Origin of the sequence: Rhodosalinus sp. (assembly GCF_046542825.1) — a bacterium.
GTDB lineage: Bacteria > Pseudomonadota > Alphaproteobacteria > Rhodobacterales > Rhodobacteraceae > Rhodosalinus.
The window spans coordinates 1-15,239 of record NZ_JBKHAQ010000015.1; the positions used below are offsets into that span (position 1 = coordinate 1).

At 71.8% G+C, this 15,239-nt stretch carries 14 protein-coding genes and 1 pseudogene; 9 read left to right on the forward strand and 6 right to left on the reverse strand.

What is annotated here, in order from left to right; all coding sequences use genetic code 11:
- Window positions 1-1,503 (forward strand): citramalate synthase (cimA, locus tag ACLFOB_RS03550; protein WP_410924899.1); only part of this gene is annotated, 1,503 nt, incomplete at its 5' end.
- Between the two features lie 192 nt (window positions 1,504-1,695).
- Window positions 1,696-2,469 (forward strand): squalene/phytoene synthase family protein, encoded by a 774-nt coding sequence (locus tag ACLFOB_RS03555; protein ID WP_410924901.1) that lies wholly within the window; start codon window positions 1,696-1,698, stop codon window positions 2,467-2,469.
- Between the two features lie 87 nt (window positions 2,470-2,556).
- On the opposite strand, the gene ACLFOB_RS03560 is transcribed toward ACLFOB_RS03555, so the two are convergent.
- Window positions 2,557-3,786: an MFS transporter gene (locus ACLFOB_RS03560; protein WP_410916140.1), complete on the reverse strand. Its 1,230-nt coding sequence runs from the start codon at window positions 3,784-3,786 to the stop codon at window positions 2,557-2,559.
- A 125-nt stretch (window positions 3,787-3,911) separates the two neighbouring features.
- Between ACLFOB_RS03560 and ACLFOB_RS03565 the strand changes: the two genes are divergently transcribed.
- From ACLFOB_RS03565 to ACLFOB_RS03580, 4 genes and pseudogenes are all read left to right on the forward strand, one after another.
- Window positions 3,912-4,541 (forward strand): DNA-3-methyladenine glycosylase family protein, encoded by a 630-nt coding sequence (locus tag ACLFOB_RS03565; RefSeq protein ID WP_410924903.1) that lies wholly within the window; start codon window positions 3,912-3,914, stop codon window positions 4,539-4,541.
- Between the two features lie 199 nt (window positions 4,542-4,740).
- A complete protein-coding gene (locus ACLFOB_RS03570; protein ID WP_410916138.1) occupies window positions 4,741-5,406 on the forward strand; it encodes an alpha/beta hydrolase in 666 nt (221 codons plus the stop codon).
- A gap of 244 nt (window positions 5,407-5,650) precedes the next feature.
- Window positions 5,651-5,827, forward strand: a complete 177-nt coding sequence (locus ACLFOB_RS03575) for a hypothetical protein (RefSeq protein ID WP_410924905.1) — start codon at window positions 5,651-5,653, stop codon at window positions 5,825-5,827.
- A 20-nt stretch (window positions 5,828-5,847) separates the two neighbouring features.
- Window positions 5,848-6,111: pseudogene (locus ACLFOB_RS03580) on the forward strand (2OG-Fe(II) oxygenase); the annotation flags it as partial.
- 129 nt (window positions 6,112-6,240) lie between these two features.
- Here ACLFOB_RS03580 and ACLFOB_RS03585 read toward each other — a convergent pair.
- Complete coding sequence (locus ACLFOB_RS03585; protein WP_410924907.1) at window positions 6,241-7,176, reverse strand: MBL fold metallo-hydrolase; 936 nt, start codon at window positions 7,174-7,176, stop codon at window positions 6,241-6,243.
- A gap of 396 nt (window positions 7,177-7,572) precedes the next feature.
- Between ACLFOB_RS03585 and gltX the strand changes: the two genes are divergently transcribed.
- Complete coding sequence (gltX, locus tag ACLFOB_RS03590) at window positions 7,573-8,898, forward strand: glutamate--tRNA ligase (RefSeq protein ID WP_410924908.1); 1,326 nt, start codon at window positions 7,573-7,575, stop codon at window positions 8,896-8,898.
- Between the two features lie 173 nt (window positions 8,899-9,071).
- Here the strand turns inward: gltX and ACLFOB_RS03595 are convergent, their stop codons facing one another.
- From ACLFOB_RS03595 to mazG, 4 genes are all read right to left on the reverse strand, one after another.
- A complete protein-coding gene (locus ACLFOB_RS03595) occupies window positions 9,072-10,490 on the reverse strand; it encodes a protein adenylyltransferase SelO (protein ID WP_410924910.1) in 1,419 nt (472 codons plus the stop codon).
- A 165-nt stretch (window positions 10,491-10,655) separates the two neighbouring features.
- Complete coding sequence (locus tag ACLFOB_RS03600) at window positions 10,656-11,105, reverse strand: GNAT family N-acetyltransferase (RefSeq protein WP_410916131.1); 450 nt, start codon at window positions 11,103-11,105, stop codon at window positions 10,656-10,658.
- Complete coding sequence (locus ACLFOB_RS03605) at window positions 11,102-12,043, reverse strand: nucleoside hydrolase (RefSeq protein ID WP_410924912.1); 942 nt, start codon at window positions 12,041-12,043, stop codon at window positions 11,102-11,104. Before ACLFOB_RS03605 ends, ACLFOB_RS03600 begins: the two co-directional genes overlap by 4 nt.
- Before the next feature lie 54 nt (window positions 12,044-12,097).
- On the reverse strand, window positions 12,098-12,910 hold the full coding sequence (gene mazG, locus ACLFOB_RS03610) for a nucleoside triphosphate pyrophosphohydrolase (protein WP_410916129.1): 813 nt from the start codon (window positions 12,908-12,910) through the stop codon (window positions 12,098-12,100).
- 60 nt (window positions 12,911-12,970) lie between these two features.
- Between mazG and ACLFOB_RS03615 the strand changes: the two genes are divergently transcribed.
- Entirely contained in the window at window positions 12,971-14,128 is a 1,158-nt protein-coding gene (locus tag ACLFOB_RS03615; protein WP_410924913.1) for an amidohydrolase, read from the forward strand.
- 5 nt (window positions 14,129-14,133) lie between these two features.
- On the forward strand, window positions 14,134-15,102 hold the full coding sequence (speB, locus tag ACLFOB_RS03620; RefSeq protein ID WP_410924915.1) for an agmatinase: 969 nt from the start codon (window positions 14,134-14,136) through the stop codon (window positions 15,100-15,102).
- The last annotated feature ends 137 nt before the right edge of the window (window positions 15,103-15,239 follow it).

The window sequence follows — 15,239 nt, forward strand, 5'->3', positions numbered from 1 at the left end:
GGCGGCTGGCCGGGCGCGAACCCGACCGACAGCGCCTTTTTCGCCTCGGCGCCTGCCACCCGCGCGAGGATGACCGCCTTCGGCATGACCAAGCGCACGGGCCGCTCGGTGGAGAACGACGATATCCTTGCAGGCGTGCTCAACGCCGGCACCGGCACCGTCTGCCTTGTCGGCAAGGCGCATGACTACCACGTCGAGCGCGCGCTGGGCATCACGCGCGACGAGAACCTCGACAATATCCGCCGCTCGGTCGCGCATGTCGTGGCACAGGGGCGCGAGGCGATCTTCGACGCCGAGCATTTCTTCGACGGCCACGCCAGCGACCCCGGATATGCCCGCGCCTGCCTGCAGGCCGCGCTGGAGGGCGGCGCGCGCTGGGTGGTGCTGTGCGACACGAACGGCGGCACGCTGCCTGCGGTCATCGGCCGGGTGGTGGAAGCGGTGATCGCAAGCGGCGTCCCCGGCGACCGCCTTGGCATCCATACCCACAACGACACCGAGACGGCGGTCGCCGGCAGCCTTGCCGCGGTCGAGGCCGGCGCGCGGCAGGTGCAGGGCACGCTCAACGGGCTGGGCGAGCGCTGCGGCAACTCCAACCTGACCGCGCTGATCCCCACGCTGAAGCTCAAGGCGCCCTGGGCCGACCGCTTCGAGACGGGCGTGAGCGATGCCGCGCTGGAGGGGCTCACGCGCACCAGCCGGATGCTGGACGAGATCCTGAACCGCGTGCCGATAAAGCAGGCGGCCTATGTCGGCGCCTCGGCCTTCGCGCACAAGGCGGGGCTGCACGCAAGCGCGATCCTCAAGGACCCGGCCACCTACGAACACGTCGATCCCGCCCGCGTGGGCAACGCCCGCGTGGTGCCGATGTCGAACCAGGCGGGGCTGTCGAACCTGCGCGGGCGGCTGGCCGAGGCGGGGCTGACGGTGGACCGCGACGACCCCGCGCTGCCCCGCATCCTGGAAGAGGTCAAGGCGCGCGAGGCGGAGGGATATTCCTACGACACCGCGCAGGCGAGCTTCGAGATTCTCGCGCGGCGCGCGCTGGACCGTCTGCCCGAATTCTTCGAGGTCAAGCGCTACAAGGTCACCGTCGAGCGGCGGAAGAACAAGTACGACCGGATGGTCAGCCTGTCGGAGGCCGTCGTCGTGGTGAAGGTGGGCGGCGAGAAGAAGCTCTCGGTCAGCGAGTCGCTGGATGACGCCGGCACGGACCGGGGCCCGGTCAACGCGCTGGCCAAGGCGCTGGCCAAGGACCTGGGCCCCTGGCAGGCGGCGATCGACGACATGCGCCTGGTGGACTTCAAGGTGCGCATCACGCAGGGCGGGACCGAGGCCGTCACCCGCGTCATCATCGACAGCGAGGACGGGCAGGGGCGGCGCTGGTCCACCGTGGGCGTCTCGGCCAACATCATCGACGCGAGCTTCGAGGCGCTGCTCGACGCGATCACCTGGAAGCTGCTGCGCGACGCGCCGGCGCCCGTTTCGGCTTGCACGCCGTGAGACGCGCCTCGGGACCGGGCGCATTGCGCCCGACGCGGGTGATTGATCCGCGCCGTGCGGCGCTTACCTGACTGCGGATGATGCGAGCCACGTCCTTCGGTTCCCCGGCGGCGGTCGCAGGGTCGGTCGCCGGCCCGCGCCAGCCTCCTGCGCTCAGGCCGCGACACATGCCGGCCGGACGGGTCCGGCACGATGCCTGAGCGCGACGACATCGGGGCCTGCGCCGCGCTGGTCGAGCGCGGCGACCCGGACCGCTTCCGCGCGACCATGGCCGCGCCGCCCGCGGCCCGCAAGGTGCTCTTTCCGCTCTATGCCTTCAACCTCGAGGTGGCCCGCGCGCCCTGGGTCGTGTCGGAGCCCATGCTGGCCGAGATTCGCCTGCAGTGGTGGCGCGAGGCGCTGCAGGAGATCGCCGAGGGGCAGCCCGCCCGGCGGCACGAGGTGGTTGTCCCGCTGGCCCGCGCGCTGGATGCCGAGGGCGCGCGGCTGCTCGACGGGCTGGTGGCCGCCCGGCGTGCGGATCTGGAGCGCGCGCCCTTCGCGGACGCAACGGCGCTTTGGGCCTATCTCGACGCGACCGCCGGGACGCTGCACTGGGTGGCCGCGCGCGCGCTTGGTCCGGCACAGGAAGAAGTGGTCCGCGCGGCGGGACAGGCCCAGGGCCTCGCGGCCTGGCTGATGGCGGTGCCGGAGTTGGAGGCGCGGGGGCGGTTGCCGCTGCCCGACGGGCGCCCCGAGGCGGTGGCGCGGCTGGCGCGGGAGGGGTTGGCGCGTCTGGCGGGTGCGCGCGCGCGGCGCGCGGGCGTGTCGAAGGCGGCGCGGGCCGCGCTCATCGACGTGCGAGCGGCCGAGGCGGTTCTGCAACGCGCCGCCGCCGATCCCGCGCGCGTCGCGGCGGGGCGCCTCCGGCCAGCCCCCGTTCGCGAGCGACTGGCGCTGATCGCGGCGGCGGCGGGGCGCTGGTGACGGGCGGTTCTCTGGCGGACGCGCCTGCGGCGCGACACCTTCACCGGGGCCGCCTTGCGGCGGCGGTGCGGGCGGCAGCCCGCAGCGTCAGATCGGCCGTGCCTGCGGCCTGAGCCAGAGCCAGATCAGCGCACCGCCGGCGAGCGCGAGGAAGGGCGCCATGGCGAGGTTCACGGCGGTCCAGCCGGCCTCGGCCGTGCCGCCGGTGCAGTTCATCAGCCCGCCGGACGAGAGCGATGCGAAGGTCACGCCGCCGAAGACGATCAGGTCGTTGAGGCCCTGCATCCGCCCGCGCTCGTGCGGCTCGTGCTGGCCGGCGAGCATGGTGGTGGCGCCGATGAAGCCGAAGTTCCAGCCGATGCCCAAGAGCACCAGCGCGACGAAGAAGTGCTCCAGCTCCACCCCCATCAGCGCCACGCCGCCCGCCGCGGCAAGGATGGCAAGGCCCGTCGCCATGATCGTCTGCGTGCCGAAGCGCGCGATCAGGTGGCCGGTGAAGAAGCTGGGCACATACATCGCCAGCACATGCGCGGTGACCACGTCGGCGGCATTGTTGGCGCCATAGCCGCAGCCCACCACGGCAAGCGGCGTGGAGGTCATCACCAGGTTCATCAGCGCGTAGGAAACGGTGGCGCAGATCACCGCCACGGCGATCGCGGGCGTGGTGATCAGCTCGCGCCGCGAGCGGCCCTTGGGCGCATCCTCGGAGGGGCGCGGCGGCCGGGGGATGTCGAGGCCGAGGAAAAGGAGGGAGCCCAGCAGGTTGAGCGCGATCACGGCGATATAGGTGCCGAGGAAGGGAATCACGAAGGCGTCGCTCGTGACCTTGACCAGTTGCGGGCCGATGATCGCGGCCAGAAGCCCGCCCGCCATGACGTAGGAGATCGCCTTCGGACGGAAGGCGTCGGAGGCGGTGTCCGCGGCAGCGAAACGGTAGAAGTTGTGCGCCGACATGTAGAGCCCGGTCAGCAGGCTGCCGGCGAGGAAGATCGCGAAGGACCCCTGCCAGAGGCCGATCGCACCCACCAGACCGCCCAGCGCGCCGCCCGCGGCGCCGAGGAAGAAGCCGGTCCGCCGGCCCCAGCGCTGCATCGCCGCCGAAAGCGGCGTGGCCGAGAGCATCGATCCCAGCACGATCAGCGAAATTGGCAGCGTCGCGAAGCAGGGGTTGGGCGCCAGCGACTGGCCCGCCAGCCCGCCGATGGTGAAGATCATCGGCATCTGCGCACCAAGGATCGCCTGCGCGGCGACCAGCACGGTCACGTTGCGCCTGGCGCGCGTATCGTCGAGGGCGGCGGGGGCTGTCGCGTCGGTCATGCGCCGAGGGGTAGACCCTGGCACGGGCGGTGGCAAGGTCTCACATGCGGTGCGTGCAATGCGTCCTGCCGGGCATGGTCGGCCGGCGCGGCGCCCGCTAGGGTCGCGCGTCGAAAGGGGGCGTCATGGTCGGACGCATCATCGAGACCGAAGCCTGCGTGGCCGAGGGCGCCGAGTGGCTGGCGCAGACCGAGCCGCGGTTTGCCTGCGCGTTGGAGCTGACCGGCCCCTTGCCGCTGCGCCGGCGACCGGACGGCTTCGACCAGTTGCTGGGCGCGATCGTGAGCCAGCAGGTCAGCGTGGCCGCCGCGCGCGCCATATGGGGCCGGATGGAGACGGCCGGACTGACCGCGCCGGCCGCGATCCTGGGCGCCGACGACGAGGCGCTGCGCGCCGCGGGCCTCAGCCGGCAGAAGATCCGCTATGCCCGCGCGCTGGCGACGGCAGGGATCGACTATGCCGCGCTGCGCGAGACCCCGACGGAAGAGGTCGTGAAGCGGCTGACCGAGGTGCCGGGCATCGGCGTCTGGACGGCGGAGATCTACGCGATGTTCTCGCTGGGCCGGGCCGACGTCTTCGCGCCCGGCGACCTTGCGCTGCAGGAGTCCGCGCGGATGCTCTTCGCTCTGCCGGAGCGGCCGAAGGAGCGCGCGCTGCGCGAGATGGCGGCTGCCTGGTCGCCCTGGCGCGCGGTTGCGGCGCGCGCGCTCTGGGCCTACTACCGTGTCGCAAAGGATCGGGAGGGCGTGGCATGACCCGCGCGCAGAGCTGGGGGCGCGCTCCCGCCGACCCCACGGCGGGCGCCCGAGTGCTTCGGGAAGACCCGGACCGAAACCGGCGTCGTCGGCGCCGCGCTCGCAGGGCCGTGCCGTCCTCGCTTGTCCTGGAGAGGGCGACCCGATACCGCGAGCGCGGGATGCCCCTTTGGGGCGAAGCAGCAAGGGAAGGAAGAGCATGACGCGCGCATTGCAGGCCGGCCGGGTGGAGCCGCAGTCGGGGTCGACCCGCTCGGCGGTGATCTTCCTGCATGGCTACGGGGCGAACGGGGCGGACCTTCTGGGCCTTGCCGAGCCGATGGCGCCGCATCTGCCCGACACGCTCTTCGTCGCGCCCGACGCGCCCGAGACCTGCGCCGCCTCGCCCCTGGGCTTCCAGTGGTTCCCGATCCCCTGGATCGACGGCTCCTCCGAGGAGGCCGCGGAGACGGGGATGCGCGCGGCGATCGACGACCTGAACGCCTTTCTCGACGGCGTCATGGTGGACGAGGACCTGCTGCCCGAACAGGTGGCGCTGGTGGGCTTCAGCCAGGGCACGATGATGGCGTTGCACGTGGCGCCCCGGCGCGAGGACGCCGTCGCGGGCGTGGTGGGCTTTTCGGGCCGCCTGCTGGCGCCCGAGGTGCTGGCCGACGAGGTGCGGGTCCGCCCGCCCGTCCTGCTGGTGCACGGCGATGCGGATGACGTCGTGCCGGTGCAGTCGTTGCCCGAGGCGGCCGAGGCGCTGCAGAAGGCCGGCTGGGAGGAGGTCTATGCCCACATCATGAAGGGCACGGGTCATGGGATCGCGCCCGACGGGCTGAGCGTGGCGCTGGCCTTCCTGCGCGACCGGTTGGGGCTGTAGCGCGGTCCCGACGCGCATCAGGGGGCGCTGCCCCCGTCGGCCTCCGACTCCCCGAAGTGTTTTCGTCCAGGAAGACACAAGGACCTGGGCCTGCACGCCGGACCGGAGCGACGGGCCTGCACGAGGCGGCCGGTCCTGCGGTGCACCGCTTCCGCGGCGTGCCGAACGCGGCAAGCGTGTTGCGCGCACGACAGGCTTTGGCGGCCGGCAGGGTGACGGCAGGGGCGTCTTGCAGGCCTTGCCGATGCTCATGCTTCATTCCCGTCGCGGTTTTGAGACTACCGAATGCGGGGCGATCCTCGCGCTTGCCGAAACCGCACCGGAACGGGAGGCGCGGCTGGCGGGAGCGGCACGCGATCACGACATCCGGCGCGCGCGGCTTGCCTGGCTCGACGAGGCGGCGGGCGCGCGGGCTGGATGATGGGGCGGCTGATCGCGCTGATGCGGGAGGCCAACAGGGACGTCTTCGGCTTCGACCTGACCGAGTTTGCCGAAAGCCCGCAGGTGGCGACCTATGCCGCGCGCGAGGGCGGGCATTTCGACTGGCACGCGGATCTGGGCGACGGGCCGCTTGCCCGGCGGCGCAAGCTCACGGTCGTGGTGCAGCTGTCCGACCCGGCCGACTACGAGGGCGGCGCGCTGCAGGTGATGCACGGGCCCGCGCCCGAGAGCGCGGCGCGCGGGCAGGGGGCGGCGGCCGTCTTTCCAGCCTTCAGGCTGCACCGGGTGGTCCCGGTGGCGCGGGGCGTGCGCCGCTCGCTCACCGTCCGGGCGCACGGCCCGGCGTTCCGCCAGCGCCCCGGGCCGAAGGAGCGGCCCGGGGCGTCGGGCCGATCACTCCGACATGGTCAGCTGGTAGCTGTGCGGCATGTAGCGGAAGCCGTCGCCGGCCGTCTCGACGTAGCCGAGGCCGGGGAAGGGCATGTGGTAGCCCACGAAGGGCACCCTGTCCGCGGCCAGCATCCCCAACAGGCGCCGGCGCGTGGCGGCGGCGGCCTCCTTGTCCATGTCGAAGCGCACCTCCCAGTCGGGATGCGCCAGCGACCAGACGTAGTGGTTGGCGAAATCGGCCGCGATCAGCAGTTGCCGGCCCTCGCTTTCCAGCATGTAGGCCATGTGCCCGGGCGTGTGGCCGAAGGCCGCCATGGCGGTGACGCCCGGCGCCACGCTGCCGCCGTCCTCCAGCGTCTCGATCTTGCCCGCCTCGGCCAGCGGGCGCACCTTTGCCTCGAATGTCTCGTTGCCGGACATGTCCCAGGCATCGAGTTCGGTCGCCCCGGTCAAGTAACGCGCGCCCGCGAAGGTCTCGGTCTCGCCGTCCATCAACCCGCCGATGTGGTCGCCGTGCATGTGGGTGATGACGACATGCCCGACCTGATCCGCGGAATATCCCGCGGCTTCGAGCGCGGCCAGCGTGCCGGCGGGTGAGAGCCCCGTGTCGAAGAGGATGAGTTCCGAGCCCGTGTTCACGACCGTCGGCGTGAAGTAGAAGCGGCTCGCGTCGGTGGGGATCATCGCCGCCTCCGACGCCTCGGCAAAGGCCTCTTCGGAGACGTCGAGGCCGAAGATGGTCTGCGGGTCGGGCACCACGCGGGTGCCCGCCAGCAGCGTGGTGACCTCGAAGCCGCCCAGCGTGAAGCGCGCGTGGGTCGGAATGTCGTTGCCCATCATCGGGGCCGAGGCGGCGGCACGCCCCGCAGCGGCCGCGGCGAGCGGCAGGGCGGCGGCGCCGGCAATCGCCTGCCGCCGGGTCAGACTGGGATTGGTCATCGGGATCCTCCACATGTTGTCCCTGCGGCAAGGATAGGCGGCTTCGGCGGCGCGCCCTTGTGCGAAGGCGCAGACTCGCTGTGGGCTCACGCAGAGGTGATCGCGGCGGCAGGGCTCGGGGCTGCCGGGGGATCGCGCATGCTGCCGGTCGGTCACGCATCGCCTTGCGCCACGCCGCAAGGCCTCGGCTGGCATCCGCCCCTGACGGCGAAGCCGCGCCTCTTCCGCCACCCCGCGATCCCCGGCAGCCCCGGGCCCTGCGTCACCGATCCGGCGGCGCTGCTCCGGGGGCATCGCCGCGGCCGGGTGCGACTGGGCGAGGGCAGGGACCCACCGAGGCGCTGGACAAGACGCGGCCCCTGTGACACGGGAAGCCCCCGACAGGAGGCTGCGTCCATGACCACCACCCGCTTCGCGCCCTCGCCCACGGGCTACCTGCATGTGGGCAACCTCCGGACCGCGCTGATGAACCATCTCATCGCGCGCAAGGTGGGCGGCACCTTCATCCTGCGCATCGACGATACCGACCCGGAGCGCTCGAAGGAGGAATATGTCGAGGCGATCAAGGAGGATCTGACCTGGCTGGGCCTGACCTGGGCCCGGATCGAGCGGCAGTCGGCCCGCCTGCACCGCTACGAGGAGGCCGCAGAGCGGCTGCGCGGGATGGGCCGGCTCTACGAATGCTTCGAGACGCCGGAAGAGCTTGAACTCAAGCGCCGCAAGCAGCTCGCCATGGGGCGTCCGCCGGTCTATGACCGCGCCGCGCTGACCCTGTCGGAGGACGAGAAGGACCGCCTGCGCGCCGCGCGCGGGCCAGGGCACTGGCGCTTCCGGCTCGACCACGAGCGCATCGAGTGGCAGGACGGCATCCTCGGTCCCCGGTCGATCGACGCGGCCTCGGTTTCGGACCCGGTGCTGATCCGCGCCGATGGACAGGTGCTCTACACGCTCGCCTCGGTCGTCGACGATACCGAGATGGGCGTGACGGACGTGGTGCGCGGCGCGGACCACGTCACCAATACCGCCACGCAGATCCAGATCATCGCGGCGCTGGGCGGCCGCTGCCCGCGCTTTGCGCATCACTCGCTGCTGACCGGCCCGCAGGGCGAGGCGCTGTCGAAGCGGCTGGGCACGCTGGCGCTGCGCGACCTGCGGGCGCAGGGGGTGGAACCGGCCGCGCTCCTGAGCCTGATGGCGCGGCTGGGCTCCTCGGATCCGGTCGAGCTGACGGACGACCTCGACCGGCTGGCCGAAGGATTCGACCTGTCGAAGTTCGGCGCGGCACCCACCAGGTTCGACGCGGCCGATCTCTTTCCCCTGACCGCGCGCCACCTGCACGCGCTGCCCTTCGAGGCCGTGCAGGGAGAGATCGCGGCGCTGGGCGTGCCCGACGCGCTGGCCGAGCGGTTCTGGACCGTCGCCCGCGAGAACATCGAGACGCGCGCAGACCTCGCCGGCTGGTGGGCGCTCTGCCGCGACGGCGCGGAGCCCGCGATCGCGCCCGAGGACGCGGAGTTCGTGGCCGAGGCCGTGGCGCTCCTGCCCGATCCGCCCTACGGGCCCGAAACCTGGGGCGACTGGACCGGTGCGGTCAAGGAGAGGACCGGCCGCAAGGGCAAGGCGCTCTTCATGCCGCTGCGCAAGGCGCTGACAGGCCGCGAGCGCGGTCCCGAGATGGCCGACCTCATGCCGCTCCTGCAAAGGGTGCGCGCGAAGGATTGACCCGGCCCCGGCGCCACCGCCGCATGCCTGCGCGCATCCAGGGGAAACAGGCCGCACCGTTTCCTTCCTCTTGCTCGAAATACCCCGCGGGGGTGTGGGGGCGCGAAGCCCCCACGGCGGCAGTGCCGAAGCGCGGGCTTCGCTCTCCGACAGCGACGGGACCTTGCGCCGCCTCAGGTGCCGCAGAAGGTCGCCTCGACCCGCTCCTCCGGGCGCGGCGGGGTGGTGAGCAGCGCCACCTCGGGCGTCTCGTAGGGTGTCGCCAGCGTCCGCATCAAGGTCTCGAAGGGTCCCATGTCACCGCCGACCGCGGCCTCGATCATGTGCTCGATGCGGTGGTTGCGCGGGATGACGGCGGGGTTCGCGGCCAGCATCCGTGCCTCCGGGTCGCCGTCCTCGGCCTCGAGCCTGCGGCGCCATTTCGCCTCCCAGGCGTCGAAGGGTGCGGGGTCGGAAAACTCGCGCCGCGCCGTGCCCTCGGCCAGCCCCCGGAAGGTGTTGGTGAAATCCGCGCCCTGCGCCGCCATGATGTCGAGCAGGTCCGAGACCAGAGCGGCGTCGTCCGCGTCCCCGGTCGCCAGTCCCAGCTTGGCGCGGAAGCGCGCCAGCCATTCGGCACGCAGCAGCGCCGGCATGGCATGGACAGACTGCGTGAACTCCTCAACCGCCCGCTCGGCGTCCGGCATCAGCGGCACCAGCGCGGTTGCGAACTGCGCCATGTTCCACACAGCGATGTCGGGTTGGTTGGCATAGGCATAGCGGCCCATCCGGTCGATCGAGGAGAACACCGTCTCGGGGTGATAGTCGTCGACGAAGGCACAGGGACCGTAGTCGATCGTCTCGCCGGAAACGGCGCAGTTGTCGGTGTTCATCACGCCGTGGATGAAGCCTACGCTCATCCACTGCGCCACCAGCCGCGCCTGTGCCGCGATCACCGCGTCGAGCAGGGCCTTCGGCCCGTCGGCCTCCGGGTAGTGACGCGCCACCGTGTGCTCGTAGAGCGCCTTCAGGGCGTCCATGTCCCCCCGGGCCGCGAAGATCTGGAAGGTGCCCACCCGGATGTGGCTGGCGGCGACGCGGGTGAGCACGGCGCCCGGCAGCACCGCCTCGCGCACCACCGGCTCGCCCGTGGCCACCACGGCGAGGGCGCGGGTCGTGGGGATGCCCAGCGCATGCATCGCCTCGGACACCACGTATTCGCGCAGCACGGGCCCCATCCAGGCGCGTCCGTCGCCCATGCGGGAATAGGGCGTGCGCCCCGACCCCTTGAGCTGGATGTCGCGGCGGCGGCCATGCCTGTCCACCACCTCGCCCAGCAGATGCGCGCGCCCGTCGCCCAGCTGTGGGTTGAACTGCCCGAACTGGTGGCCGGCGTAGCGCTGGGCGATCGGAGTGGCGCCCTCCGGCACCTCGTTGCCCGCGAAGACGCGGGCCAGTTCTGCCTCGTCTCCGGGGACGATTCCCAACTCCTCGGCCAGAGCATGGTTGAAGGCCAGAAGCCGCGGCGCCTTCACAGGGGTCGGGTCGATCCGGGTGAAGAGGCTCGGCGGCAGGGCCGCATAGCTGTTGTCGAAGGGGATCGCGAGTGTCATGTCCCGCATATAGGCGCAGCGCCGAAGCCGTGCCAGCCCGGCGCGGGAGCCTGCCGGCATGGAGCGATCGGCAGACGGCGCAGAGGCGTCCGCGCAAGGGCCTTGGGAAGGCCCTTGCAAGCCGCTTGGAAGCGGCTTGCAAGCGGTTTCAAACCGCTTGCCCGTTCACAGTTTCCGCGACATCAGCATGCAGCGGTCGCGCGGGGCGAAATGCGCGCGGGTGCAGAGCCGCCGCGCCACGGCGTCCTCGCGGTCGACCTCGAGGTGCAATGCGCGCACGCCCGCCTCGCGCAGGGCCCGCGCCAGCGCGTCGAGCGCGTCGCCCGCGATGCCCCGGCCCCGCACGGCGCGCCGGACGTAGAGTTCGTCGACGTTGGCGTCGAGCCCGCCGAACTCCACCGACCAGCCGAAGGTCACCACGAGATAGCCTATGGGCGCGCCACGGGGACCGATCAGATAGACGGCGCCGTGCGGCGAGCCTTCGAGCAGCGGCGCCAGCGCGGCGCGGCGGTGCGCGTCGTCCGGCGCCAGCCCCTGTTCCTGGTGCATCGCCGCCACCAGCGGCAGCACGCGCTCCAGATCCTCGGGCCGTGCCAGGTGCAGTGCTGCGCTCATAGCCGCGCGAGCCGCTCGGTGAGCAGGGTGAAGAAGCCGTCGGCGTCGACATCACCCATGAAGGTCGCGTTGGGCGCGCGGTCCGTCACGCCCCACCAGTCGGCGACCGTCATGCCCAGCGTCAGCTCCGACCCGGTCTCGATCTCCACGTTGACGAGGCGCCCCGAGAAGAGCTCCGGCCGGATCAGCCAGGCCGTCACGCAGGGGTCGTGCAGCGGCGCACCCTCGGAGCCGTATTTCTCCCTGTCGAAACGCTCGAAGAAATCGGTCATCTGCGCGACGGCCTGGCCCACCGGCGTGCCGAGCGCGCGGAAGGCGTCGTTGCGCGCCGTCGTCACCAGCGCCTTGTGCGTCACGTCGAGCGGCATGACCGTGATCGGTGCGCCGGATTTGAAAACGATCTCGGCGGCCTGCGGGTCGACGTAGATGTTGAATTCTGCCGCAGGCGTGATGTTGCCGACCTCGAAATAGGCCCCGCCCATCAGCACGATCCCGGCCACGCGCGCCACGATGTCGGGCGCGCGCCGGAAGGCGGTGGCGATATTGGTGAGCGGCCCGAGCGGGCAGAGCGTGACGGAGCCCACAGGCTCCCGGCGCAGCGTCTCGACGATGAAATCGACTGCATGCGCCTCTTGCAGCGCCATGCGCGGCTCTGGCAGTTCGGGGCCGTCGAGGCCGGTGCGGCCGTGCACATGCTCGGCGGTGACCAGCGGGCGCTCCAGCGGGCGGTCGCAGCCGGCGAAGACACGGATGTCCGGCCGCCCGGCCAGTTCGCAGGTGATCCGGGCATTTCGGGCGGTCAGCGGCAGGGGCACGTTGCCCGCCACCGCCGTGATCCCCAGCACCTCGATCTCCTCGGGGCTGGCCAGCGCGAGCAGGATGGCGACCGCGTCGTCCTGTCCCGGGTCGGTGTCGATGATGATGCGGCGGGGCGGCATGGCTGTCCTGTCGTGCTGCGCGTCACAAGTGGCAGAGGCGGGCGGGCGGCGCAATCACCCCGCGCGCTCGGCGCGCTTCGCCGCCTCCCAGAGCGCGTCCATCTCGGCCAGGTCCGACTCCTCGGGCCGCTTGCCTTGTGCCCGAAGCGCGGCCTCTATCGCGCGGAAACGCCGCGTGAACTTGGCGTTGGCGCCGCGCAGCGCCTCTTCGGGGTCCACTCGCAAGTGCCGGGCGAGATTGGCCATGACGAAAAGCAGGTCGCCGAACTCCTCCGCGATCTCCGCGGGGCCCAGGCGGTCGCGCGCCTCGGTCAGCTCCGCCGCCTCCTCGGCGATCTTGTCCAGCACCTCCCCTGCGTGGGGCCAGTCGAATCCTACCCGCGCCGCGCGCTTCTGCAGTTTCACCGCGCGCATCAGGGCGGGCAGGCCGAGAGCCACGTCGTCCAGCACACCACCGCGGGCCTTTGCCGCGCGCTCGGCGGCCTTCACCGCCTCCCAGTCGCGGGTCTGCTGCGCGGCCGATTTCTCGCGGCTTTCCTCGCCGAAGACATGCGGGTGCCGGGCCACCATCTTGTCGGCGATCTTCTGCGCCACGGACTCGAAGTCGAAGAGCGCGGCCTCCTCGGCCATCTGCGCGTGATAGACCACCTGCAGCAGCAGGTCGCCAAGCTCACCTTCCAGTTCGTCCCAGGCCTCGCGCTCGATGGCGTCGGCGACCTCGTAGGCCTCCTCGATGGTGTAGGGCGCGATGCTGGCGAAGTCCTGTTCGATATCCCAGGGGCAGCCCGCCTCGGGGTCGCGCAGGCGGGCCATGACGGCCCGCAGGCGGTCGAGACCCGCGAGGCCGGGGAATGGATCGTCGGGCATTGCGGCCTATCCCGTCTTGCTGTTTGAAGGGGAGACTGGCCCGCGACACAGGGGGAGTCCATGCCCGTCATCAACCGTATCGCCGCGCTGGCCCCAGACATGGCCGGCTGGCGGCGGCATCTGCACGCGCACCCGGAAATCGGCTTCGACTGCCACGAAACGGCGCGCTTCGTGGCCGCGCAGTTGCGCGCCTTCGGCGTGGACGAGGTGCACGAGGGAATCGCGCGGACCGGCGTGGTGGGCGTGATCCAGGGCCGGGCTGCGGGGCCCGCGCTCGGCCTGCGCGCGGACATGGACGCGCTGCCCATGCCGGACGAAAGCGGTGCGGACTGGTCCTCGACCGTGGCGGGGCGGGCGCATGCCTGCGGCCACGACGGGCATACCGCGATGCTGCTGGGCGCGGCGAAATACCTCGCCGAGACGCGCAATTTCGCGGGCCGCGCGGTGGTGATCTTCCAGCCCGCCGAAGAGGATGGCGGCGGCGGCGGCGTCATGGTGGAGGAGGGCGTGCCCGACCGTTTCGAGCTGCGCGAAGTCTACGCGCTGCACAATCGCCCCGGCTTGCCCGTCGGGCATGTGGCCACGCGCGCCGGCCCGATCATGGCGGCGGTGGACGACTACCGCGTGACCTTCCGCGGGAAGGGCGGGCACGCGGCCCGCCCGCACGAGGCGCTGGACCCGATTCCTGCGGCGCTGGCCGCCGCGCAGGCGCTGCGCGCCCTGCCGTCGGAGGCCGATCCGCGCGCCGAGCTGCGCATCGCGCTCACGCAGGTGCAGGCCGGCACCACGACCAACGTGATCCCCGGCACCGCGATGCTGGCCGGCACCGTGCGCAGCTTCGACCCTCACTGGCGCGACTGGGCCGAGGACCGGGTGCGCGCGGTGATCGAGGGGGCTGCCGCGGCGCATGGCGTGACGGCCGATCTGGCCTACGACCGGTGGTATCCAGCCACCGTCAACCACCCGCGCGAGACCGCCTTCGCGGCGGAGGTCGCGCGCGACATCGTGGGCGATGCGGTGGACACCGAGACCGAGCCCAGCATGGGCGCGGAAGACTTCGCCTATCTGCTGGAGGCGCGGCCCGGCGCCTATCTGCTGGTGGGGCAGGGCGAGACGCCGATGTGCCACCACCCGGCCTATGATTTCAACGACGAGATCGCGCCGGTGGGCGCGAGCCTCTATGCCCGCCTCGTCGAGCGGGCGCTGCCGGTGGAGTGACGCGCATGGCGCTGGAGGATGCAGGCAGGCAGATCGACCACGCCTTCACCCGCGAGGATCTGAAGGGCGCGAGCTTCGAGAATACCTTCGCCGGCGCGACCTCGTTCCTGCGGCGACGCTATACCAAGGACCTGCGCGGCGTGGACGTGGCCGTGACCGGCGTGCCCTTCGACCAGGCGGTGACCAACCGCCCCGGCACGCGGCTTGGCCCCCGCGCGATCCGCGAGGCAAGCGCGCTCATGACCTACGACCCGCCCTATGGCTGGGGCGGCTGGAACCCGATGGAGGAACTGGCCATCGCCGACCATGGCGATCTGGCCTTCGACTACGCCCGGCCGGCCGAGTTTCCGGCGGCGCTGCGCGCGCATATCGCGGGCATCCTCGATGCCGGCGCGGCGAGCCTGGCGCTGGGCGGCGATCACTCGATTACCCTGCCGATCCTGGAGGCTTACGCGGCGAAGTTCGGGCCACTGGCGCTGTTGCAGTTCGACGCGCACACCGACACATGGGCCGATGACGACGCGGGCCGGAACGATCACGGCACGATGTTCTACAAGGCGGTCAAGCGCGGGCTGATCGACCCCGCCCGCTCGGTCCAGATCGGCATCCGCACGCACAATCCCGACCCGCTCGGCATCGCCATCATCGACGCGCCAGAGGTGCACAGGAACGGCCCCGAGGAGGTCGCGCGCAAGGCTCGCCGCATCCTGGGCGAGGGGCCCGTCTACCTGAGCTTCGATATCGACGCGCTCGACCCGGCCTTCGCGCCGGGCACCGGCACGCCGGTCTGGGGCGGGCTGGCAAGCTGGCAGGCGGCGGCGATCCTTCAGGGGCTTGCGGGCATCGACCTGCGCGGCGGCGACGTGGTCGAGGTCTCGCCGCCCTTCGACACAACGGGCGCAACGGCGGTGGCGGGCGCGCATGCGGCGGTCGAGATCCTGTGCCTGCTGGGCCACGCGCCAGGCCGGCGCTGACAGCAAGGCTGATCGGCCGGCGCCTGGAATGCGGCGGGACCGGGTCCGAAGGTGAACACCGCGGCCCGTGCCGGTGCATCAAGCGGGCTTGCAGGCCATTGCTCATAGGCCCTCGACCATGAAGGGCGCCTTACAAG